The 20,492-nt window shown below is 66.2% G+C and carries 23 protein-coding genes and 4 tRNA genes; 20 read left to right on the forward strand and 7 right to left on the reverse strand.

Annotation, left to right across the window (positions count from 1 at the left end):
* Positions 1 to 23: 23 nt before the first annotated feature.
* A complete protein-coding gene (locus B140_RS0110220) occupies positions 24 to 959 on the reverse strand; it encodes a 1,4-dihydroxy-2-naphthoyl-CoA synthase (protein WP_018119265.1) in 936 nt (311 codons plus the stop codon).
* A complete protein-coding gene (locus B140_RS13440) occupies positions 956 to 1,852 on the reverse strand; it encodes a type IV toxin-antitoxin system AbiEi family antitoxin domain-containing protein (RefSeq protein WP_083912310.1) in 897 nt (298 codons plus the stop codon). Before B140_RS13440 ends, B140_RS0110220 begins: the two co-directional genes overlap by 4 nt.
* Between B140_RS13440 and B140_RS14140 the strand changes: the two genes are divergently transcribed.
* The 7 genes from B140_RS14140 to B140_RS0110255 all read left to right on the forward strand — a co-directional run bounded on the left by B140_RS14140 (position 1,751) and on the right by B140_RS0110255 (position 7,809).
* Positions 1,751 to 2,011, forward strand: coding sequence for a glutathione S-transferase family protein (locus B140_RS14140; protein WP_169332536.1), 261 nt, complete (start codon positions 1,751 to 1,753; stop codon positions 2,009 to 2,011). The genes B140_RS13440 and B140_RS14140 overlap by 102 nt on opposite strands.
* Before the next feature lie 164 nt (positions 2,012 to 2,175).
* Complete coding sequence (locus B140_RS0110230) at positions 2,176 to 3,219, forward strand: o-succinylbenzoate synthase (protein WP_018119267.1); 1,044 nt, start codon at positions 2,176 to 2,178, stop codon at positions 3,217 to 3,219.
* 5 nt (positions 3,220 to 3,224) lie between these two features.
* Positions 3,225 to 3,812, forward strand: coding sequence for a hypothetical protein (locus B140_RS13030; protein WP_018119268.1), 588 nt, complete (start codon positions 3,225 to 3,227; stop codon positions 3,810 to 3,812).
* Positions 3,809 to 5,437, forward strand: coding sequence for a 2-succinyl-5-enolpyruvyl-6-hydroxy-3-cyclohexene-1-carboxylic-acid synthase (gene menD, locus B140_RS0110240; RefSeq protein ID WP_018119269.1), 1,629 nt, complete (start codon positions 3,809 to 3,811; stop codon positions 5,435 to 5,437). The genes B140_RS13030 and menD overlap by 4 nt, the downstream gene beginning before the upstream one ends.
* On the forward strand, positions 5,434 to 5,874 hold the full coding sequence (locus B140_RS0110245; RefSeq protein WP_018119270.1) for a DUF3592 domain-containing protein: 441 nt from the start codon (positions 5,434 to 5,436) through the stop codon (positions 5,872 to 5,874). The genes menD and B140_RS0110245 overlap by 4 nt, the downstream gene beginning before the upstream one ends.
* Positions 5,875 to 5,923: 49 nt before the next feature.
* Positions 5,924 to 7,108: a glycosyltransferase family 4 protein gene (locus tag B140_RS12535; RefSeq protein ID WP_018119271.1), complete on the forward strand. Its 1,185-nt coding sequence runs from the start codon at positions 5,924 to 5,926 to the stop codon at positions 7,106 to 7,108.
* 11 nt (positions 7,109 to 7,119) lie between these two features.
* A complete protein-coding gene (locus B140_RS0110255) occupies positions 7,120 to 7,809 on the forward strand; it encodes a demethylmenaquinone methyltransferase (protein WP_026166231.1) in 690 nt (229 codons plus the stop codon).
* A gap of 1 nt (position 7,810) precedes the next feature.
* On the opposite strand, the gene B140_RS0110260 is transcribed toward B140_RS0110255, so the two are convergent.
* Positions 7,811 to 9,052, reverse strand: coding sequence for a geranylgeranyl reductase family protein (locus B140_RS0110260; protein ID WP_018119273.1), 1,242 nt, complete (start codon positions 9,050 to 9,052; stop codon positions 7,811 to 7,813).
* Positions 9,053 to 9,170: 118 nt separating this feature from the next.
* Here B140_RS0110260 and B140_RS0110265 point away from each other — a divergent pair, with 118 nt between their 5' ends.
* The 9 genes from B140_RS0110265 (at position 9,171) to rplA (ending at position 13,756) form a co-directional block, all read left to right on the forward strand.
* Entirely contained in the window at positions 9,171 to 10,193 is a 1,023-nt protein-coding gene (locus tag B140_RS0110265) for a polyprenyl synthetase family protein (RefSeq protein ID WP_026166232.1), read from the forward strand.
* Positions 10,194 to 10,277: 84 nt separating this feature from the next.
* Positions 10,278 to 10,359: transfer RNA gene (locus B140_RS0110270), tRNA-Tyr, on the forward strand.
* A gap of 240 nt (positions 10,360 to 10,599) precedes the next feature.
* Positions 10,600 to 10,672: transfer RNA gene (locus B140_RS0110275), tRNA-Thr, on the forward strand.
* Between the two features lie 41 nt (positions 10,673 to 10,713).
* Positions 10,714 to 10,785 (forward strand) — tRNA-Met (locus B140_RS0110280).
* A gap of 124 nt (positions 10,786 to 10,909) precedes the next feature.
* Positions 10,910 to 10,985, forward strand: a tRNA-Trp gene (locus tag B140_RS0110285).
* Positions 10,986 to 11,010: 25 nt separating this feature from the next.
* Positions 11,011 to 11,334 carry a preprotein translocase subunit SecE gene (gene secE / locus B140_RS0110290; RefSeq protein ID WP_018119275.1) on the forward strand — a complete coding sequence of 108 codons (324 nt, stop codon included), beginning with the start codon at positions 11,011 to 11,013 and terminating at the stop codon, positions 11,332 to 11,334.
* Between the two features lie 139 nt (positions 11,335 to 11,473).
* Positions 11,474 to 12,334: a transcription termination/antitermination protein NusG gene (gene nusG, locus B140_RS0110295; RefSeq protein ID WP_018119276.1), complete on the forward strand. Its 861-nt coding sequence runs from the start codon at positions 11,474 to 11,476 to the stop codon at positions 12,332 to 12,334.
* 204 nt (positions 12,335 to 12,538) lie between these two features.
* Entirely contained in the window at positions 12,539 to 12,970 is a 432-nt protein-coding gene (gene rplK, locus B140_RS0110300) for a 50S ribosomal protein L11 (protein WP_018119277.1), read from the forward strand.
* Between the two features lie 81 nt (positions 12,971 to 13,051).
* Positions 13,052 to 13,756, forward strand: coding sequence for a 50S ribosomal protein L1 (rplA, locus tag B140_RS0110305; RefSeq protein WP_018119278.1), 705 nt, complete (start codon positions 13,052 to 13,054; stop codon positions 13,754 to 13,756).
* A 206-nt stretch (positions 13,757 to 13,962) separates the two neighbouring features.
* Here rplA and B140_RS12540 read toward each other — a convergent pair whose 3' ends face one another.
* The 4 genes from B140_RS12540 to B140_RS0110320 form a co-directional block, all read right to left on the reverse strand.
* Entirely contained in the window at positions 13,963 to 14,508 is a 546-nt protein-coding gene (locus tag B140_RS12540; protein WP_156801750.1) for an ATP-binding protein, read from the reverse strand.
* A gap of 437 nt (positions 14,509 to 14,945) precedes the next feature.
* Entirely contained in the window at positions 14,946 to 15,119 is a 174-nt protein-coding gene (locus tag B140_RS13885) for a hypothetical protein (protein WP_018119280.1), read from the reverse strand.
* Positions 15,120 to 15,160: 41 nt separating this feature from the next.
* On the reverse strand, positions 15,161 to 15,649 hold the full coding sequence (locus B140_RS13890) for a hypothetical protein (protein ID WP_156801751.1): 489 nt from the start codon (positions 15,647 to 15,649) through the stop codon (positions 15,161 to 15,163).
* A 244-nt stretch (positions 15,650 to 15,893) separates the two neighbouring features.
* Positions 15,894 to 16,859: an esterase/lipase family protein gene (locus B140_RS0110320; RefSeq protein ID WP_018119281.1), complete on the reverse strand. Its 966-nt coding sequence runs from the start codon at positions 16,857 to 16,859 to the stop codon at positions 15,894 to 15,896.
* A 361-nt stretch (positions 16,860 to 17,220) separates the two neighbouring features.
* Between B140_RS0110320 and rplJ the strand changes: the two genes are divergently transcribed.
* The 4 genes from rplJ to B140_RS13895 all read left to right on the forward strand — a co-directional run.
* Positions 17,221 to 17,736: a 50S ribosomal protein L10 gene (gene rplJ, locus B140_RS0110325; protein WP_018119282.1), complete on the forward strand. Its 516-nt coding sequence runs from the start codon at positions 17,221 to 17,223 to the stop codon at positions 17,734 to 17,736.
* Between the two features lie 80 nt (positions 17,737 to 17,816).
* The gene (gene rplL / locus B140_RS0110330; protein WP_018119283.1) at positions 17,817 to 18,203 is read left to right on the forward strand and encodes a 50S ribosomal protein L7/L12; all 387 of its coding nucleotides are present in this window, start codon (positions 17,817 to 17,819) and stop codon (positions 18,201 to 18,203) included.
* A gap of 530 nt (positions 18,204 to 18,733) precedes the next feature.
* Positions 18,734 to 19,315, forward strand: a complete 582-nt coding sequence (locus B140_RS0110335; protein ID WP_018119284.1) for a metallopeptidase domain-containing protein — start codon at positions 18,734 to 18,736, stop codon at positions 19,313 to 19,315.
* Positions 19,316 to 19,474: 159 nt separating this feature from the next.
* Positions 19,475 to 20,492: VaFE repeat-containing surface-anchored protein (locus B140_RS13895; RefSeq protein ID WP_169332538.1), on the forward strand; the 1,018-nt coding region annotated here is incomplete at its 3' end.

The raw sequence follows: 20,492 nt of genomic DNA on the forward strand, positions 1-20,492 counted from the left end.
CCCCCGAGCAACTTTGACGCTCCCTAGTAGTAGAACGGGAAGGAGGACCAATCCGGTTCCCGTTTGCCCAGGAACGCCTCCTTGCCCTCCACCGCCTCGTCCGTCATGTAGGCCAGCCGCGTGGCCTCCCCGGCAAAGACCTGCTGGCCCATGAGGCCGTCATCGGTGAGGTTGAAGGCAAACTTCAGCATCCGCTGGGCCGTGGGGGACTTCCCGTTGATCTCCCGGGCCGCCTGGATCGCCTCGGCCTCCAGGTCCGCGTGATCGGCCACGATGTTCACTGCACCCATCCGCTGCATCTCCTCCGCGCCGTAGGCGCGCCCCAGGAAGAAGATCTCCCGGGCAAACTTCTGGCCCACCTGCTTGGCCAGGTACGCGCTGCCGTAGCCGGCGTCGAAGGAGCCCACGTCGGCATCCGTCTGCTTAAAGCGCGCCTCCTGCCGCGAGGCGATGGTCAGATCGCACACCACGTGCAGGGAATGCCCGCCCCCGGCGGCCCAGCCGTTGACCACCGCGATGACCACCTTGGGCATCGTGCGGATCAGCCGCTGCACCTCCAGGATGTGCAGGCGTCCGCCCTCGGCCCGCGCGCGCTGCGCGTCCACGGTATCGGCGGTATCCCCCTCCGCGTACTGGTACCCCGAGCGCCCCCGAATCCGCTGATCGCCCCCGGAGCAAAAGGCCCATCCGCCGTCCTTGGCGCTGGGGCCGTTGCCGGTGAGCAGCACCACGCCCACGTCCGGGGTACGCCGCGCGTGATCGAGGGCGCGGTACAGCTCGTCCACGGTGTGCGGGCGGAAGGCGTTGCGCACCTCGGGGCGGTCGAAGGCGATGCGCACGATGCCGTCTCGACGATGCGTGCCCACGTGGCGGTGGTAGGTGATGTCCGTGAGGTCCTCGAAGCCCTCCACGGTGCGCCACTGCCGGGGATCGAAGGGTTGCTCGGTGCTGTAACTCATGCCACCGAGTCTAAGGGGTGGGAGAGCGCCCGATGCCATTGGAACACTCCGTGGGAATCGGTCATAAGTTTGTCATCGAGGCTCCGCGCCGTGCTGATGATTTGCTCCACTACCTCGTCTAAGGCGTAGTCAATGCAGGTGTCTGAGTAACGCAGCAACGTGTAGCCGGCGCGTTGTGCTGCGTTCGTCTTCCACCGATCGCGGACAAAGGCGCCGGTGTTCGTGTGAAAGCGTTGTCCGTCCACTTCTATCAGCAGCGGGGAACCTATGACCTTGAGATCGTAGGTGTAGGGGCCAACCTTCACGTTGGAACGCGTAAAAACGTTCTTGTCGGCTAGCGCGTGAGCGAGTCTCCTTTCCGTGGAGCTGGAAGCTCCCAGTACCGCCTTGGCGGCGATTTTGTTTAAGGCGCTGCGGCCCGTTGGGGATAGGGAGCGGGAATCACGGAGATAGTGCGCTTCTCCTTTGATACCGGCGTAGGACCGTTCGAGAAAGTTGATGAGCTTTGCCGAGGGCCACGAGTCCAGGAGCAGATGAGCCGTTGCGGCGGGGGAGGTTACCGGAAGCCCGTGGATGATCCTGGAGTTGTGGTTATGGGATCTCGTTAGGATCACCTTGGAGTTATGCACCGGACTCGTTGTTCGTGGCAGCAGACCATGAATGGGCCATGCGAGTTCCTCCCAGCCGTAGATGTGTGCTGCCGTGGCGCCGGAGAAAATAACCTTGGGCCACCGGTGGCATACGGCGCGTAGCCGCGTAAGCCCGTCCGCGTGAGGACGGACATACACCCCGTGGGTAAGGCGCTCAAGCTTTCCTTGGGAGATCATGGTCCTTATGGCGCTGGGGCTGATATTGCTGCGGCGCAGATCGTCGGTGGTCCAAAATTCTTCCATGCTTACTCAGACTGGGCGATGTTGGCGGATGGTTCCGAGTTCGGCTTCGTGAAGTTTTTGGAAGAAGGTGAAAGCGGTTTTTCTATGCCGGTGTGTGACGCCAGGGATCATCGTTGGGAATCTAGAGGAATGAAAGAACCTTGTCATGCCATGCTGTGACGGGTGTGGTGATCGGCAGCCTCTCAGCGGAATGAAAGCATCCTTTCATTCCGCTTTGTTGCCAGAGTGAATCACTCCCGTAACAAAGCGGCCCCAAGAAAACCGTGGCACCCCATTCCGCACCCCACCCCCGCGCGCCGCACCCGGCCATTACCATGACGTCCATGTCCCCCATAGCCCCCGATCGCACCCCCCGCCCGGAGCCCGATCCTGAGCCCCACCCCAAGCCCGCCCTGGATGACCTCATCGCCAGGTCCCACGTGGTGGCCCTGCCGATGCGCGCGCGGTTTCGCGGCATCACCACCCGGGAGGCCCTGTTGATCGAGGGGCCGCGCGGCTGGGGGGAGTGGGCGCCCTTCCCGGAATACGAGGATGCGGAGGCCGCCACCTGGCTGAGCGGCGCCCTGGAGTCCGCCTACGCGGGCCTGCCCCCCGCGCGCGCGGAGTCCGTGGAGGTCAACGCCACGATCCCGGCGGTGGAGCCGGGGCGGGTACCGGGCCTGCTGGCCCGGTACCCGGGGTGTACCACGGTGAAGGTCAAGGTGGCGGAGCGGGGGCAGTGTCTGGCCGAGGACGTGGCCAGGGTGGAGGCCGTGCGCGGGGTGATCCCGGACGCGCGGGTTCGCGTGGACGCCAACAGGGGGTGGACGGTGGACCAGGCGCTTAAGGCCGCCCGGGCCCTGGGGCCCCTGGATTACATGGAGCAGCCGTGCGCCACGGTGGAGGAGCTGGCCGAGCTGCGTTCCGGGCTCCGCGCGGCGGGGATACCGGCGCGGGTGGCGGCGGACGAGTCCATTCGCCGGGTTCGTGACCCGTACCGCGTGGCGGACCTGATGGCCGCGGACGTCGCCGTGCTCAAGGTGGCCCCGCTGGGCGGGGTGCGCAGGCTGCTGGGCATCGCGGAGCATCTGCGGGAGTCGCGGGCGCGCATGGGCGCCACCGTGGCCAGCGCCCTGGATACCGCCGTGGGGATGAACGCCGGGCTGGTCGCGGCCTCGTGCCTGCCGGAGCCGCAGGCCCCGGCGGGCCTGGCCACGCAGAGTCTCTTTGTGGAGGACGTGGCGGCGCCGCGCGCGCTGGTGGGCGGGCGTCTTTCCACCGCCCCGGTGGCCCCGGAGCGGGCGCGCCTGGAGTCCCTGGCGGCACCGGCGGGGCGCCGCGCGTGGTGGATCGAGCGCCTGTCTCGGTGCTGGGATCACTTAGACTGATCCTTATGGATGATAATGAGACCCGCTATTTAGGTCCCACCGGCGGCCGCGACGCCAGGAATGGTCGCGGCGGTGACGGTGGCCGGGGCGGCTGGGAGGGCGCGCCGCGGGGCACCGAGCAGGAGCGGCCCCGGCAGTACTTCCCGGACCCTCAGTATCAGGAACAGGCGTACCAGGAGCAGCCCTACCAGGAGCGGTACGCGCAGTATCAGGAGCCGGTGCCGGAGGACTCGGAACCGCCGCAGCGGGAGTCCAAGGCGAGCGGCGCGATGGCGGTGGCGGGGGTGGTGGCCGCCATCCTGATCGCCGCGGGGCTGTTCTTTTTCCTCGGTCGCGCCACCGGTGCCTCCTCGGGGTCGCAGGAGCCGGAGGTCATCACGGAGACGCGGGTGTCCACGGTGACGGTGACGGAGACGGTGCAGGACGATTCCGGCCTGCGCTTGCCCGATCTGCCCAGCGAGATCCCCTCCATCCCGGACGTGCAGGTGCCGTCCTGGCTGCAGGATCTGCTCAACGGCTCCCCGGAGGATGTCCCGGCCGAGGTCGAGCAGTATCAGGAGCAGTACCAGCAGTATCAGGAGCCCCAGGCATGAGCGCGCCCGACGCCCCGAGCGCGGAGGTAGCCCGCGAGGTGGCGGCGGCGCTGGCGGGGTACGTCACGGACGTGGTGATCTGCCCCGGCTCGCGCAACGCCGCGCTCACCCTCGCCCTGCTGGCGCGCCGCGACGTGCGCGTGCACGTGCGCATCGACGAGCGCAGCGCCGCCTTCATGGCCCTGGGCATGGCCCGCCAGCAGCGCCGCCCGGCCGCGGTGGTGATGACCTCCGGCACGGCGGTGGCCAACTGCCTGCCCGCGGTGATCGAGGCCGCCCAGGCGCACGTGCCGCTGGTGGTGCTCAGCGCGGATCGCCCCCGCCGCCTGGTGGGCACGGGCGCGAGCCAGACCATCGACCAGGTGGGGCTGTTCGGTTCCTACGCCCCCACGGTGCAGGTGGAGGGGCTGGGCGATGTGCCCCAGATCCACGCCGCCCTGCGGGATCACGCGCAGGCGCACCTCAACGTGGCCCTGGACGTGCCGCTGCTCCCGGAGGCCCTGCCCGCCCCGGAGGGGACCTCGCCGCGCGCGCCTCGCACCGTCCACCCGCACGAGGCGGATCACGGCGAGGCCCGGATCGACCTGAGCCTGCGCACCCTGGTGATCTCCGGGGACGAGGCGTGGGAGGTCGAGGGTCTGGGCGAGGTTCCCACCATCGCGGAGCCCTCCGCCCCCACCCCCTTTCATCCGGTGCACCCCCTGGCGGCGCACCTCCTGCGCGGGGGCGTCGAGGGGGTGGATACCAAGCCGGAGCAGGTGATCGTGGTGGGGCATCCCACCCTGCATCGCCCGGTCATGGCGCTGATCGAGGACCCGGAGATCGACGTCGTGGTGCTTAGCCGCACGGAGACGGTGACGGACCCGGGGCGCCGGGCGCGCCGGGTGGCCAGCCGGGTAACGGTCACGGGAAGCACGCCCGGGCAGTGGCTGAAGATCACCGAGGCGGCCTCGCAGATGGGGGCGCAGGCGGTGCGCGAGGCGGTGGCCTCCACGGAGTACGGCTTCACCGGGTTGCATGTGGCGGCGGCGGTGGCCGACGGCGTGGCGGTGGGCGATTCCCTGTTCCTCGCGGCCTCCAACGCGGTGCGCGACGCCGCGATGGTGGGCCTGCCCTTCGACGGCGTGGATACGCACACCCCTCGGGGCGCGGCGGGCATCGACGGCACGGTGGGGCAGGCCGTGGGCCTGGCCCTGGCGGCGCAGTCGGCGGAGCCGGACGCGGTGCGCGCACCGCGCACGGTGGCTCTGCTGGGGGATCTCGCGCTGCTGCACGACGCCGGCGGGCTGCTCGTCGGCCCCCTGGAGGCGCGCCCGGAGAACCTCACCCTGGTGGTGGCCAACGACGAGGGCGGCGGGATCTTCGAGACCCTGGAGATGGGCGCGCCCGCGCTGCGGGATTCCTTCGAGCGCGGCTTTGGCACCCCCCACGGCGTGCGCGTGGAGGAGCTGTGCGGCGCCTACGGCGTGGAGTACGCCTCGGCGGAAAGCCTCCAGGAGCTGATCGCCGCCCTGGACGAGGCGGAGGAGGAGGGCGGCTTCCGCGTCATCGAGGCCCGCACCACCAGGGGCACCCGCCGGGAGATGCACGCGGCCCTGGAACGCGCGGTGCGGGTGGGCGCGTGACCTCCCGGTTGCTGCACCGCAGCAGGCAGGCGATCATCGCGCTCTACGCGCTGGCCCTCCTGGGCTGCGCGGCGATGGTCGTGGGGCCGTGGTGGAACGATCGCACGATCGAGGCGGACCCGGGCCGGGCGCTGGCCACGGTCACCGGGGTCACGGCCTGGCGCACCACGGTGGAATACCAGGACGATCAGGGCATCTATCACCTTCCGGCCACGGGCCTGCTGTATCCCTCGGGCCTGGGCGAGGGGCAGAACGTGTGGGTCACCTACGCGCGTCGGGACCCGGATCTGGTGAAGGTGGAGGGGCGCGGGTGGACGCTGGCGGCGTGGCCCGCGGCATCGGTGGGGGTCGTCGCCACGGCCGTGGCGGGGCTATTGTGGTGGGCGGCCGGGGCGGTGGCTCGTTCACCAAGATTTTCCGGCCTTGTTACTCAATGATTAACTTGCCGTAGCGTTGCCGTAGCCAGCGCCGGGGAGGATGGGGATTATGCGGATTGGCATTGTGGCAGAGTCGTTTCTTCCTAACGTCAACGGTGTGGTCAACTCCGTGCTCCGGGTGCTGGAGTACGCCAAGGCGCACGGGCACCAGGCCTTCGTCATCGCGCCGGGGGCGCGGGACTTTCAGGAGGAGGTCCCGGATTACCTGGGCTTTCCCATTCATCGCGTGCCCACGGTGATGGTGCCGTTGATCGATTCCCTCCCGGTGGGCCTGCCGGGGCCCTCGGTGGCGGCCACGCTCAGGGAGCACCAGCCGGACGTGGTGCACCTGGCCTCGCCCTTCGTGCTGGGGGCCGCCGGTGCCTTCGCCGCCCGCCAGCTCAAGATCCCCGCGGTGGCGGTGTATCAGACGGACGTGGCAGGCTTTTCCACCCGCTATCACCTGGGGCCGCTGGCGGCGGCGTCCTGGGAGTGGACGCGGACCTTCCACAACGCCTGCCAGCGCACCCTGGCGCCGTCGAGCCCCACGATCGAGGAGCTGCGCTCGCACGGCATTAGGAACGTGCATCGCTGGGGCCGGGGAGTGGACGCGCGGCGCTTTCACCCGGCCAAGCGCTCCGCCGAGCTGCGCCGCCGGTGGGACCCCACGGGGCGCAAGAGGATCGTGGGCTTCGTGGGGCGCCTGGCGGCGGAGAAGGGCGTGCACCGGCTCGCCTCCCTCGCCCATCACCCGGGGGTGCAGTTGGTGATCGTGGGCGACGGCCCGGAGCGCCACGAGCTGGAGGGCAGCCTGCCCAACGCGGTGTTTACGGGTCAGCTCGGCGGGGAGGAGCTGGCCCGGGCCTACGCCTCGCTGGATCTGTTTGTGCACCCCGGCGAGTTCGAGACGTTCTGCCAGGCGGTGCAGGAGGCGCAGGCCTCGGGGGTGCCCACCATCGGGCCGCGCGCGGGCGGGCCCATCGACCTCATCACGGAGGGCCGCAACGGCCTGCTTCTCGACGTCCCCACGTTCGCCCACGAGCTGCCCTCGGCGGTGAACTGGGTGCTGGACGAGTCCCGGTACGCCCGGCTGTGCCGCAACGCCCGTGAGGACGTGGAGGGCCGCACCTGGGAGGCGCAGTGCGAGAAGCTCATGGGGCACTACCGTGAGGCCATCGCGGAGCACCGCCGAGGCCCGCGCGGCCTGGGGGCGATGTGGGGAGCGGTGCCGCTTTCCGCCCGCAGCCGCGTCTAAACTGGTGCCTCGTGGCTAAGGCATCACTGGATAAGAAGCCCCTGGACGTCGCCGCGATGTTTGACGACGTGGGCAAGAACTACGACCTCACCAACACGGTGCTGTCCTTTGGGCAGGACCGCCGGTGGCGTCGCCGCACCAGGGAGCGCCTCAACCTGCGGCCGGGGGAGCGGGTGCTGGACCTTGCAGCGGGCACGGCGGTGTCCACCGTGGAGCTGGCCAAGTCCGGGGCGTGGTGCGTGGCCTGCGACTTCTCCCCGGGGATGCTGGCGGCGGGGGCGCACCGCCCCGTGCCCAAGGTGGTGGGGGACGGCATGCGCCTGCCCTTTGCGGATAACACCTTTGACGCCGTGACCATCTCCTACGGCCTGCGCAACATTCACGATTTCCGCGCGGGCCTGCGGGAGATGGCGCGGGTGACGCGCCCCGGGGGGCGGCTCACGGTCAACGAGTTCTCCACCCCCGTGGTGCCCGTGTTTGGCACGGTGTACAAGGAGTACCTCATGCGCCTGCTCCCCGCGGTGGCGCGGGTGGTGTCCTCCAACCCGGAGGCCTACGAGTACCTGGCGGATTCCATTCGGGCCTGGCCGGATCAGGAGGCCCTGGCGCGGGAGATCAACGCCAACGGCTGGCAGGGCTGCGGCTGGCAGAACCTCACGCTAGGCATCGTGGCCATGCACTCCGCGATCAAGCCGGGCTAGGTCAGCACCATAGGGGGCGGCGCCCGGGCACGCGGGCGGCGGCCCATCCGGCGGCCCGCCAGGCGCGGGCCACGAGGTCGCGGTCCTCCTCCGTGACCAGGTTGCCCATCAGGCGCGCCGCGGCGGGCATGAGGCGCGCGCCCAGCGGGCCGCGCAGCGCCAGCGGGCCCACGGCGGGCAGCAGGCGGGGGTAGGTCAGCAGCCGGGCGGCGGCGCGGGCCAGGGCGAAGGCCTCCCCGTAGCGCTCGCGCAGGGCGGCGGGCCAGGCGCGCCGGTAGTCCGAGGTGCCCACCAGGGAGATCGCCAGCTCGGCGGTCTCCATGCCGTAGTCGATGCCCTCGCCGTTGAGGGGGTTGACGCAGGCGGCGGCGTCGCCGATGAGCATCCAGTTACGCCCGGCCACGGTGCTCACGGCCCCGCCCATGGGCAGCAGCGCGGAGGCCACGCTGCGGGTGGGGCCCAGCTCCCACTCCTCGCGCTGCTGCCGGGCGTAGTGCTCCAGGAGCTTTTTGGTGTTGACCCTGGCGCGGCGGCGGGTGGTGGACAGCGCTCCGCAGCCGAGGTTGACCTCCCCGGTGCCCAGGGGGAAGATCCAGCCGTAGCCGGGCTGGGCGGTGCCCTCGGCGTCGCGCAGCTCTAGGTGGGAGTGGATCCAGGGCTCCCGGTGGCGGGGGGTGGCGCAGTAGGAGCGCGCCGCGATCCCGTACACCTCCTCCTGGTGCCAGGTGCGGCCGAGCTGCTTGCCCAGGGGGGATCGCACGCCGTCGGCCACCAGCACGGCGGCGGGGCGCACGCGCTGTTCTTTCCCCTCGTGGCGCACGATGACCTCGCGGATGCGTTCGCCCTCGAGCACCGGGCGCAGGGCCTGGGCCCCCTGCCACACGGCGGCTCCGGCGCGCTGCGCGGTGTGCAGCAGCAGGTGGTCCAGGTCGGCGCGCGGCATGGCGGAGCCCACCGAGCCGAAGGTACTGCGCGGCCAGGGCGCGGTGACGGAGCCGCCGAAGCCGTGGAGCTTGAGTCCCCTGTTGCTGTAGCGGTCGAGGATCTGCGTGGAGAGGCCCAGGCGCTCGAGGTGGTGGATGGCGCGGGGGGTGAGGCCGTCGCCGCAGGTTTTATCGCGGGGGAAGGAGGCGGCGTCGATGAGGAGGGTATCGAAGCCGCGCGAGGCGGCCCAGGTGGCGGCCGTGGCGCCCGCGGGCCCGGCACCGACGATGAGCAGGTAGGGGGAAAGGTGAGAACTCACACCCCGGAGTGTATCTACGGGGGTTATTCCGCTACGGTTGAGTCCGAGTTAACGTTACTCTCCAGGATGGGGAGCCACCTGGCCCGGAGATACAAATCACCTGCGAGGACACCAAGACATGACCAATGGGCGAGAAGCGGCAACCCCTGGTGTGGTGGCGGGGTCGCTAAACCTCGGCGATGATGCCCTCAACGCGCGCGTGGGGCGGGGCCTGGGGCTGGTGGAGGACACCCTCTACGCCCACCTCGAGCGGGGCGACGAGGTCCTGCGGGATAAGGTCATGCACCTGGTGCGCGCGGGCGGCAAGCGGTTCCGTCCCATGTTTGCGCTTTTGGCCTCCGAGTACGGGCAGCGCCCCATGTGCGAGGACGTGGTGCGCGCCGCCGCCGTGGTGGAGATGACGCACCTGGCCACCCTGTATCACGACGACGTGATGGACGAGGCCGCGCGGCGGCGCGGGGTGGAGTCCGCCAACGCCCGCTGGGGCAACTCCGTGGCGATCCTCGCCGGGGATCACCTGCTGGCGCAGGCCTCCGGGATCATGGCGGACCTGGGTACCCCCACCGTCAAGCACTTCGCGGAGACCTTTGGCACCCTCGTGACCGGGCAGATGCGCGAGACCGTGGGGGCGCAGGGCGGTGATCCCATCGCGCATTACACCCGCGTGATCGAGGAAAAGACGGGCGTGCTCATCGCGTCTGCGGGCTACCTTGGCGGCCTGCACGGCGGCGCGAGCGAGCGGCACATCCGGGCGCTTCAGGGCTACGGACACGCCATCGGCATGGTGTTCCAGATCGTGGATGACATCATCGACCTCTTCTCCACGCCCGAGGAGTCCGGCAAGGTGCGAGGCACGGACCTGCGCGAGGGAGTGTGGACCCTGCCGGTGCTCTACGCCCTCGCGGAGGAGGGGGAGGTGGGGCAGCACCTGCGCGGCCTGCTCACCGGGCCGCTGACCTCGGAGGAACAGGTGGCCGAGGCGCTGGCCCTGCTGGAGCGCTCCGAGGGCAGGCGCCGCGCGGCGCACGACGCATCGGCGTGGGCTCAGCGCGCCCGCGAGTGCCTGGGGGAGCTTCCCGACGCCCCCGCTACCCGCGCCCTGGAGGCGTTGGTGACCTACACCGCCGAGCGCCTGGGCTGACCCGGTTGTCCCATGTGACCAGGTGATTTGCCCGGTTGGGGTGGGGGCATAGTAAAGTAACCCCCGCACCGCATGGTGTGGTTTGCCAGGTTGCCCGAGCGGCCAAAGGGAGCGGACTGTAAATCCGCCGGCATTGCCTTCAGAAGTTCGAATCTTCTACCTGGCACCGTGAACCGCCGCCATAATCTTCCCCGGGAGGTTATGGCGGCGGTTTTTGTTGTGCCCATTGTTGCCCGCCCCGGCCCGCCGGGCTGCGCGGCGGGGTGCGGCGCGGGGCGCGGGAGTGGCGTGAAGGCCTCAAAATGCGGGATGAACTGCCGATTTGTGGTTGGTTGGGGGATCGGGTTAACCTTTGTGAGGCTTCAACGGAGCGGCCAGGGAAACCTGGAAACGATGTTGTAAGCATGCCCCCTTAGCTCAGTCGGCAGAGCGTTTCCATGGTAAGGAAAAGGTCAACAGTTCGATTCTGTTAGGGGGCTCTGTTGCTCTTTCTGGCCCACAGCGGACGGGAGGGGTGCAGGGCGGTGTAGCTCAGTGGTAGAGCAAGCGACTCATAATCGCTGTGTCGAGAGTTCAATTCTCTCCATCGCTACTGGAACTCACGAGGGCCGGGCTTCGCGCCTGGCTTTAGTTCTAGGTTCCGCGGGGTGCCCGCTTCTCCACGGGAGCGGATGCCTCTGGTAGGGTAGTTCCTGCCGCGTCAGCGGCGAGAACAAAGGGGCGTGGCGCAATTGGTAGCGCAACGGTCTCCAAAACCGTAGGTTGCAGGTTCGAGTCCTGTCGCCCCTGCCAATACTTTTCAACTCTAAGGAGTGCTGTGAGCGAGGATCGCGCAAACCAGCCGGGCGCTAGCCGGCCCACGGGTAAGCGGCAGCGCACCGGTGCTGGCAGCATCACCACGTCCTCCTACGAGGCCCAGAAGGCCTCCTCCTCCGCCGTGGAGGACGGCAAGCCGGGCGGAGGCCCGCTGCATTTCATCCCCGAGGTGGGCTCCGAGATCAAGAAGGTCATCTGGCCCACCGCCGGGCAGATGGTCACCTACACCCTGGTGGTGTTCGCCTTCCTCATCGTGCTCACGGCCCTGGTCTCCGGGGTGGACTTCCTGGTGGGCATGGGAGTTGAGAAGGTGCTCAACCCGTAGTAGTATTTCCCATACTTTGATGATTATCCCGCCGTCCGCAAGGGCGGCGGGATAATTCTTTGGATACCGTGGGTGGTGCGCTGGCTGACCTGCACCGCGCCGGACATGATGTATTGATCTCAACCCCTTGGAGAACACGATGAGCGAGGATTACACCTCCCAGAACGAGGCCGATTCCCCCCTGTTTGCCGCCGCACGGGAGGCCATCCAGGAGTCGGTGGACACCGAAGCCGCCGCCGAGGCCCCCGAAGCCGCAGAACCCTCTGAGGCGCCCGTCGAGGGCGCTGCGGCGGAGCCGGAGCAGGGGACCGACGCTCCCGAGGCCGCCTCGCAGGCCCCCGAGGAGGACGCCTCGGACGCCGAGTACCGGCGTCGTCTGCGCGAGTTCACCCGAGAGCTGAAGAAGAAGCCCGGCCAGTGGTACATCATCCAGTGCTACTCGGGCTACGAGAACAAGGTCAAGACCAACCTGGACATGCGCGCCCAGACCCTCGAGGTGGAGGACTCCATCTACGACGTGGTGGTGCCGGTGGAGCAGGCCATCGAGGTGCGCGACGGCAAGCGCAAGATGGTCAAGCGCAAGCTGCTCCCCGGCTACGTGCTGGTGCGCATGGACATCAACGACCGCGCGTGGTCCGTGGTGCGCGAGACCCCGGGCGTGACGAGCTTTGTGGGCAACGAGGGCAACGCCACCCCGGTGCGGCACCGCGACGTGGCCAAGTTCCTCATGCCGCGCGCCGCGGTGGAGGGCGAGCAGCAGGCCGCGGCCGCCGAGGCGGAGCAGGTGGTGGCCATGCCGGAGGAGAAGGCGGCCCCGAAGCAGCAGATCGACTTCGAGGTGGGCGAGGCCGTGACCATCCTCACCGGCGCGCTGGCCTCCGTCTCCGCCACGATCTCCGACATCGACTACGAGACGGGCAAGCTCCAGGCCCTCGTGTCCATCTTCGGCCGCGAGACCCCGGTGGAGCTGACCGCCGACCAGGTGGAAAAGATCATCTAGCCTTTTGGCGGCGCGGCCCCGGCTGCGCTAAGGTATTTCCTCGCGTGTGCCGTGAACGCGGCGTGCGTGCAATCGTTCATCCCCGGTGGCCGGGCTACGCGAAGATCAGCGTGAGGCGCTGTGAGCGGGGCCCGGCATCCGGACGGTGGGATCAGGCGCGGCCGTCGAGGCGTCCCCGCCGGTACCTAGGAAAGAGAGTTATCGATGGCAAAGAAGAAGAAGGTCACCGGCTTTATCAAGCTGCAGATCGAGGCCGGCGCCGCGAACCCGGCCCCGCCCGTGGGCCCGGCCCTGGGTGCGCACGGCGTGAACATCATGGAGTTCTGCAAGGCGTACAACGCGGCCACGGAGAGCCAGCGCGGCAACGTGATCCCCGTGGAGATCACGGTGTACGAGGATCGCAGCTTTGATTTCAAGCTGAAGACCCCCCCGGCCGCCAAGCTGCTGCTGAAGGCCGCCGGCCTGCAGAAGGGCTCCGGCGTGCCCCACACCAACAAGGTGGGTTCCGTGACGATGGCGCAGGTCAAGGAGATCGCGGAGCAGAAGAAGCCGGACCTCAACGCCCGCGACATCGACGCCGCCGCGAAGATCATCGCTGGTACCGCCCGCTCCATGGGCATCACCGTCGAGGACTAATCGGTCCTCGACCCTCGTGGCAGGGCCAGCTCCGGCCCGCTCGACCACACAGATCAATCAAACAGAAGGATCTTTTGAACTATGAGCAAGAAGTCTAAGGCTTTCCGCGCCGCCGCCGAGGCCGTGGATCAGAGCCACCTCTACCGTCCCATCGAGGCCGCCAAGCTGGTCAAGGAGACCTCCTCCAAGAACTTTGACGCCACCGTGGACGTGGCCGTGCGCCTGGGCGTGGACCCCCGTAAGGCCGATCAGCTCGTGCGCGGCACGGTGAGCCTGCCCAACGGCACGGGTAAGACCGTGCGCGTGGTGGTCTTTGCCGAGGGGCCCAACGCCACCGCCGCCGAGGAGGCCGGTGCCGACGTCGTGGGTACCGCCGAGCTCATCGAGCGCATCCAGGGCGGCTGGACGGACTTTGACGCCGCCATCGCCACCCCGGACCAGATGGCCAAGGTGGGCCGCGTGGCCCGCGTGCTCGGCCCCCGTGGCCTCATGCCGAACCCCAAGACCGGCACCGTGACCCCGGACGTGGCCAAGGCCGTCAAGGAGATCAAGGGCGGCAAGATTTCCTTCCGCGTGGACAAGGCCGCCAACCTGCACGCCGCTATCGGCAAGGCCTCCTTCACCGAGCAGCAGCTCGCGGAGAACTACGGCGCCCTCATCGAGGAGCTGAACCGCCTCAAGCCCTCCTCCGCCAAGGGCATCTACATGAAGAAGATCACCCTCTCCTCCACGATGGGCCCCGGCGTGCCGGTGGATCCCTCCGTGCAGAAGAACTTTGCGGAGTAAGCCGCCGCGCGCTGAGCGCTAAGGTTAGCCAGAACCGCCCCCACGGGTTTCTCCGTGGGGGCGGTTTTTGCGTGCGGGGATCGCGCGTGGGGCGAGGGGAAGCAAGCAACGAGCAAGAAAAAGTTTGCGCAGTTCAGGGCGGTTTTTCCGGCGGGTGAGGGCCGTGCGGGGGGAGGGGATGGGGAAAGCGAAGCAAGAAAACCTGGCTACGCCCAGGAGGGCACGTAGCGCATGGCGCGAGCCCCGGCACTGGCATCGTGCGGCTTAATGAGGTCCGCCTCCACGCACTCCTTGAGCAGACGGGAGACCTGGGAGGCCTGGCTTTCCCTGAGCCCCAGCCTGGCGCGGATGGAGGAGTTATTCGCCGCCCTTCCCTCCAGGTAGGCCAGGCAGGTGTGCTGGTACACGGCCTGCTGGCGTTCCTGCTGAGATAGGAGGGAGAAGGGCTTAAAGGCGCTGAGGGTGACCGTGGTGGAGCCGTTCGTGCGCACCAGGGCGGGCGGGAGCTTGTCCGTCTCCAGGGCCTGGACCACCTTGTCCCATCCCCCGCCGCGCTGCTCGACGTACTGGGCCTGCCGCAGCGCCTCACCGAGCTTGGGGTTGCGGGTGGTAGAGGGGGCGTCGATGAAGCGCTCGGGGGAGATCAGGGGAGTGCCGGGGTTGGTGACCTCGACCCGATCGTCGAATGCCTCCACGGTGAGAAACTTCCCGGTCTGCTCGAGGTCCTGGTGCATGAGCGCGTTCGCGTACACCTCGCGGAAGGCGATGGTGGGCAGGGGAGGGATGGTGACCAGGCGCCCCGTGGAGGGGTCGAAGGCCTCGCCGCCTGGCCGGATCGTGTGCGTCGCTTACGCCCCGGACGGAGGTAGCCCGAGACCCCGTGGAGCCGTGCGGAGTTTCCTCGGGGATCGCGAGGGATCGTTAGCCTTGCTGGCGCAGTTGGAGTATCGGGTGGAGAAGCAAGCAACGAGCAAGAAAAAGTTTGTGCAGGTAGAGGGGGTATTTTGGGCTTGGAGGCGCCTTATTGAGGGCGGTGGGAGGCTCACGGAGCAAGAAAACCGGGAGGGATACGCGCGTGGGCGTGCGCGCGCAGAACACGGCTCTTTGTTTGCCTGGCGTTAGCGGCTTGCGTGCGTAGGTGGGGCGAGCCGCCAGCGCCAGACAAAAGATAGATGGATGCCAGGTTTTCCTAACCGTCCAGGGTGAACGGGGTGCGCTTCTTGTTCAGGCTGAATCCGAAGATGTTGCTCCACCGGAACCCGGGGCCAGCTTGTCGCTCTAGCTCCTTGCGGACCTTCATGAGGTCGCGAAGGGCTGCCTCCTCCTGCGTGTAGACGCGCTGGGTTGGTTTTTGCGTTTCCACATGGTGGGTACCTCCTTCTGGGTGGTCGTCGTGCTCATAGCTTATCCTTCAGGATCGTTGTTTCTGCTCTCTCCTATCCGGTACTGAGCCATGAGGGAATATACGTGTTTTCTTTCTAGGTCTTCCATTGCTTCTATGTATTCTTCTACCCGTCCTTCGAGGGAATAGTGTTCGAGCAGGCACCGCAGTGATCTGCTGTATATAGAGGCCTGCAATGGAATGTCGGCGCGGGCCCATTTTCGTTCGCGGAAGAGGCTATCGTATGTCCGATGTAAAAGTATCCAGTCGGGCTGATCGCCGTTTTCTTGGTTCACCGACCACTCGAACCTGTGCCACCACTCGGATCGGTCGTCGGAGAGCGTGCGCTGGTAAAGCGTCATGAGTGCGGTGGCTGCGGTCATCGTGGCGCCCACGAGGCCCACTTTGTTTATGGTCGGTTCCGGGCTAAAAAGGAAGAGGAGAATAGTCTCGAGTGTGATTGCTGATAGCGCTACCCAGTATAGCCATTTTGGTATTGTAAACCCCGACATGAAAGCCCCCGCTGTGTGGGAATAATCCCCACGGCCCCGATCTGAAATCTCTTACGTGTAAAGGTACCGTGCGGGCGCCCTCCTGCAAGGGTTTGCCCCATTCCCGCAATGAGGCTTACATCACCACAGAACTATGGCTGGGGATTGGTTTGTGAAATCACATCGACCATATATTGTTGGGGGAATTAAGGGGTATTCAGGCGCGCAAAGGGGTGGGCCCGTCCCTCGGCTCCGCCTCGGTTCCTCACCTCCTCCGCTGCCCCCGCCGCCACTGCGGCAGCGCGCCGTAGCCGGGGAGCACGGTCCCGCGCACGCGCGGTCGCGTGGTGCGGTACTCCCCGGTATCGTCCAGCTCCTCGAGGATCCGGTCGATGACGTGGGGGGAGTAGAGGATGGCGAGGTGATCGCTGAAGTCCCGCACCGCACCCTCCTGGACCAGCACGTTGCGCACGGTGGCGTGGGGGCTTTCCTCGATGAACTGGTTGCGCCAGGGGGTGACGATCTCGTCGAAGCGCGTGCACAGGGTGGTGTAGCTGATGCCGGGCATGGTGTCGCCCATCCTGTTGATGTGGCTCATGGCCTCGGAGCCCGTGAGCTGGTCAAGGGCGGCGTCGCCCAGGATCTTTTGGGTGAGGGGCCGGATGCCGGGCCACTTCTTTTCCACCTTGAGCCCGGCGGACCCGAGACCGGCGAGGGTGGTGCCGTGGTGGCTGGGGCTTACCCCGATGACCTTGCGCACGCGGTTGCGGCTGGGATCCTCGGCGTTGGCTCCGCCGGAGTCGGAGAGGTAGAGGCGCGCCTGGCTCATGCCCTGGGAGTGGGCGAGTAAGTCTACCTGGGTGGCGCCGGTGCGCTCAAAGACCTGCTCGATGAAGGCGGCCACCTCGGGCTGCGCCTCGAGGATGCCCTTGGTGCCGTAGATGGCGCGCGGCTTGCCGGTGAGGGAGGAGGTGTCGCGCCCGTAGTTAAAGGCAAAGGCGCGGTGCCCGGCGGCGGCGAGCTCCGGGGCGATGCGGGACCAGGTGTTGTAGCTGTTGAGCCAGGTTCCGTGGATGAGCACCACCGGGATCTTGCCGTTTAAGGGCGTGTCCCAGTCGTTAATCCCCTCGGGCATCCACTCCGGGTGCCGCAGGGAGCGGAGGAAGGCGGCGAGGAAGTTCTTGGAGGCGCGGACGTTCTCATCGTGGGAAACGCGGAGGCTGGTAGTCATGGGGATCACAATACATATTTTGTTAGGGTTTGGATAGAAAATAGAGTTATGTGTGCCATGCTTGCCGACGCCGCCCCTCCCGCTTGCTTGATGCGCCCCGTTGCGGTAACGTAGCGCGCGAAGTTTGAATGGTCGCGCCCCTGCGCGCCTAGCTCAAGTTTCACCGAAGACCGTCGGTTATCCGCTCTTGCGGATCGAAGGATCCCGGCTTGCCGGGGCGACCCACGCAGGAGACACTTTCGAGCCACCGCCCCTCGGTTGGAGGGGCTGGGCCTCTGTGCTTCCTGCACGGGGGCTTTTTCTTGTGGAAGAGTCTCCGGGCGGAAAACACGACACGTTTAAGAGGAAGGAGGCGAAGTACATGGCAAACCCCAAGAACGAGGCGGATCTCAAGGAGCTGAAGAATCGTTTTGCGGAGGCGGACAGCGTGGTGCTCACCGAGTACCGCGGCCTGAGCGTTGCTCAGACCACTGAGCTGCGTACCGCCCTGGGTGATGACGTCCAGTACTCCGTCGCCAAGAACACCCTTCTCAAGCTGGCCGCGAAGGACAGCGGGATCGAGGGGCTCGACGATTACCTGACCGGCCCCACCGCCATCGCCTTCATCAAGGGCGAGGCTGTGGACGCCGCCAAGGCGATGAAGAAGTTTGCCGAGGATAACAAGGCATTCATCGTCAAGGGTGGCTACATGGACGGCGCTGCTCTTACCCCCGAGCAGGTTCAGGCTATCGCGGACCTTGATAACCGCGAGACCACGCTGGCCAAGCTGGCTGGTGCCATGAAGGGCAACTTGGCCAAGGCCGCAGGCCTGTTCAACGCTCCCGCTTCCCAGGTGGCACGCCTCGCCGGCGCGCTGCAGGAGAAGAAGGAAGCCTAAGTCAATACCGCGCGTACGCGCGCACTATCTCTACACACATCGCGGGCCGCTGCGGCCCGCACAATAGAAAGGATGCCATTATGGCTAAGCTTTCCAAGGACGAGCTGATCGAGGCCTTCAAGGAGATGACCCTGATCGAGCTTTCCGAGTTCGTCAAGGAGTTCGAGGAGGTCTTCGAGGTCTCCGCCGCCGCTCCGGTGGCCGTCGCCGCCGCCGGTGCCCCCGCTGAGGGCGCCGCTGCCGCCGAGGAGAAGGACGAGTTCGACGTCGTGCTGGAGGACGCCGGCGCCAAGAAGATCGGCGTGATCAAGGCCGTGCGCGAGATCGTCTCCGGCCTGGGCCTGAAGGAGGCCAAGGAGCTGGTGGAGTCCGCTCCGAAGGCCATCCTCGAGGCCGCCAACAAGGACGACGCCGAGGCCGCCAAGGCCAAGCTGGAGGACGCCGGCGCCAAGGTCTCCCTGAAGTAATTGCGCGCTCCCCCAGGGGAGTTGCCTCGCCCGGTGTGCGGTCCCGTACCGCGCATCGGGCTTTTCGCGTCTTGGGAGGGGCGTGCTGGCTTATTTTATTTGCACGCTGCGAATAATATACAAAGTATTCTTTAGGCTCCCGGGAGGGGTTCTTTTGTCTACGGACTTTCTCGTGGGGGATCGGGTAATTCCTTACCCTAACTGGAGTAGCCTGGCATGGGGCGCGGCGCGAGGTGGCGGGGCCCTGGTCTGCTTCGGGCCTGTGAGCTGTGGCAAGAACCTCTATGTGGTTAGTTAGATACTTTATGGGGTCTTGCGAGTGTATGGTGCTTAGGTGTGGCGTTACTGAAATGTAACCTCACCGTAACGTAAAAGTTTCATTAATGGTCGCGTGGCGGAGCGCTCATTTTTCCCAGCGTGCAGGGGTTGTTTGAGGGCATAAAGTCTACTAACATTTAAAATGTAGTGGCAGCAGTGTCTCTAGATTTGAGCACTATGTCTTGAACTTCAGTCAAAAGAAAGGCCTTTGAATGAAGAAGTTCCTGGTCAAGACTATGGCGGCCGTGTTGGCCGTCTCGGCGGTGGCGCCCGGCGTGGCGCACGCCGACCGCTGGACGAAGATCAATCCCGCGCAGTGCAAGGCGGCCTTTGCTGCCGTGGAGGCGGGGCAGGGCTTGCCCGATCCGCAGCTTTTGCGTCTGGATAAGAATAACGCGATGGTGGGTGACACCCTGGAGGTGTACATCGGCAAGACCGAGCACACTGACGCGATCGATGCGGCCATTGATGCCTGGACCGAGGCGTCTCATGGTGCGATCAAGATCGTGAAGGTGGCTCAGCCGACGCAGCACTCCGTGGAGATCGCCGATGGGTATACTGCCGCGGTGGGTGAGATGTTGTGGAAGCCTAAGCCACACATCGTGTTGAATGCGAAGTACTTGCACACTCCGCTGCAAATTCGAGTCCTTACGATTGCTCATGAGATGGGCCATGCGATGGGTCTGGCCCATGGGTGTGCGGACACGCTGATGCGTGCCGGTAGCGGTCCGGGCTCCTCGTCGATGACGCCGACGGCGGTGGACGTGGCTGCGGTACGTCAGGGCCGTTTCTAACGGGCTTGGCGTGCGGCTTTGTGATTCGCTTTATGTTGCGAATTGTCGAGTCCTAATTTAATGTGATTTCTATTTTTATTTCACGTTGGGAAAAATATGAAAGTTTTAAGTAGAGCGGGTAGGGGGCCACTTGGCGTCCTAATCGCTTTCTTTGCTGCTATGGCGCTGGTACTTGGTGTTACTAGCGTTGCGGCGGCTTCCCCTGGAACGGGGGAGGAAGTTAATTTTGACCCTACCGAGAGGCGTGGCCTGGAGGTAGAGGGTGACATTCTCAAGATTAATGACACGCTCGGGTACGGGTGGTGTATTGATCTAGGTTTCCCAAAGCCGGAGGAAAGGCCGCATCTCTTTAAGGATGCGACGACCGGTTACAAGCTGACTCACGTTGGTGCGCCGCGGGAAACGCCTGGCCCTACCGAGGAGATTCCTTTCGAGGGACATCAGCGCGATGCTGCCATTAATGTCCTGAAGAAGCTGAGGAAGGCATACCAGGCTGGCGATTATGAGGAGGCCAGCACCTATAACATGGTGTTGCAGATCGTCCTCACGAGCTCGCTGAATAAGGCTGATGGGCAACTCCATGTTCAGAGTCCTAAGCTTCAGGAGCGTGTTAAGCGTGCCCAGCAGTATCTTCGCGAGGATGCGGGCTACGAGTTGACGCTGGACCCCATTGGTGTGCGTGAGATTGAGGGCGCCAATATTCCGAAGGCCGGTGACGATGAGTACATCACCGTCGTTCCGCCTAAGGATTATGACATCACTAAGGGTGCCGCTAATCAGGCTCAGCGTATTGTTCCCATCGATCAGCCTGGGCTTGATGATGAGCCTAAGAAGCCTGAGTCTTCTGAGGTTCCGGTTCCAGAGGAGACCACTGAGGCAACCACGGAGCGTCCCGCTCCGAAGAAGCCGGAGATTGGTACGAATGCTGATTTTGCTGATGGTGCGAAGCGGGTTGTTGCTGGCGCCACGGTGAATGACACGGTGACGTATAAGGATCTGGTGCCGGGTAAGGAGTACACCCTTGAGGCTGAGCTGATTAGCAAGGCTGATGGCACGACTGTGGTGGGCTCTGGTTCTCAGAAGTTCACGGCTGATGAGTCTGGTTCTGGTGAGGTTGTTGTTCCGATTAAGGTGAACGATGACGTGACCGAGCCGGTTGAGGCTGCTGTGGCGTTTG

Source organism: Corynebacterium mastitidis DSM 44356 (assembly GCF_000375365.1).
GTDB lineage: Bacteria > Actinomycetota > Actinomycetes > Mycobacteriales > Mycobacteriaceae > Corynebacterium > Corynebacterium mastitidis.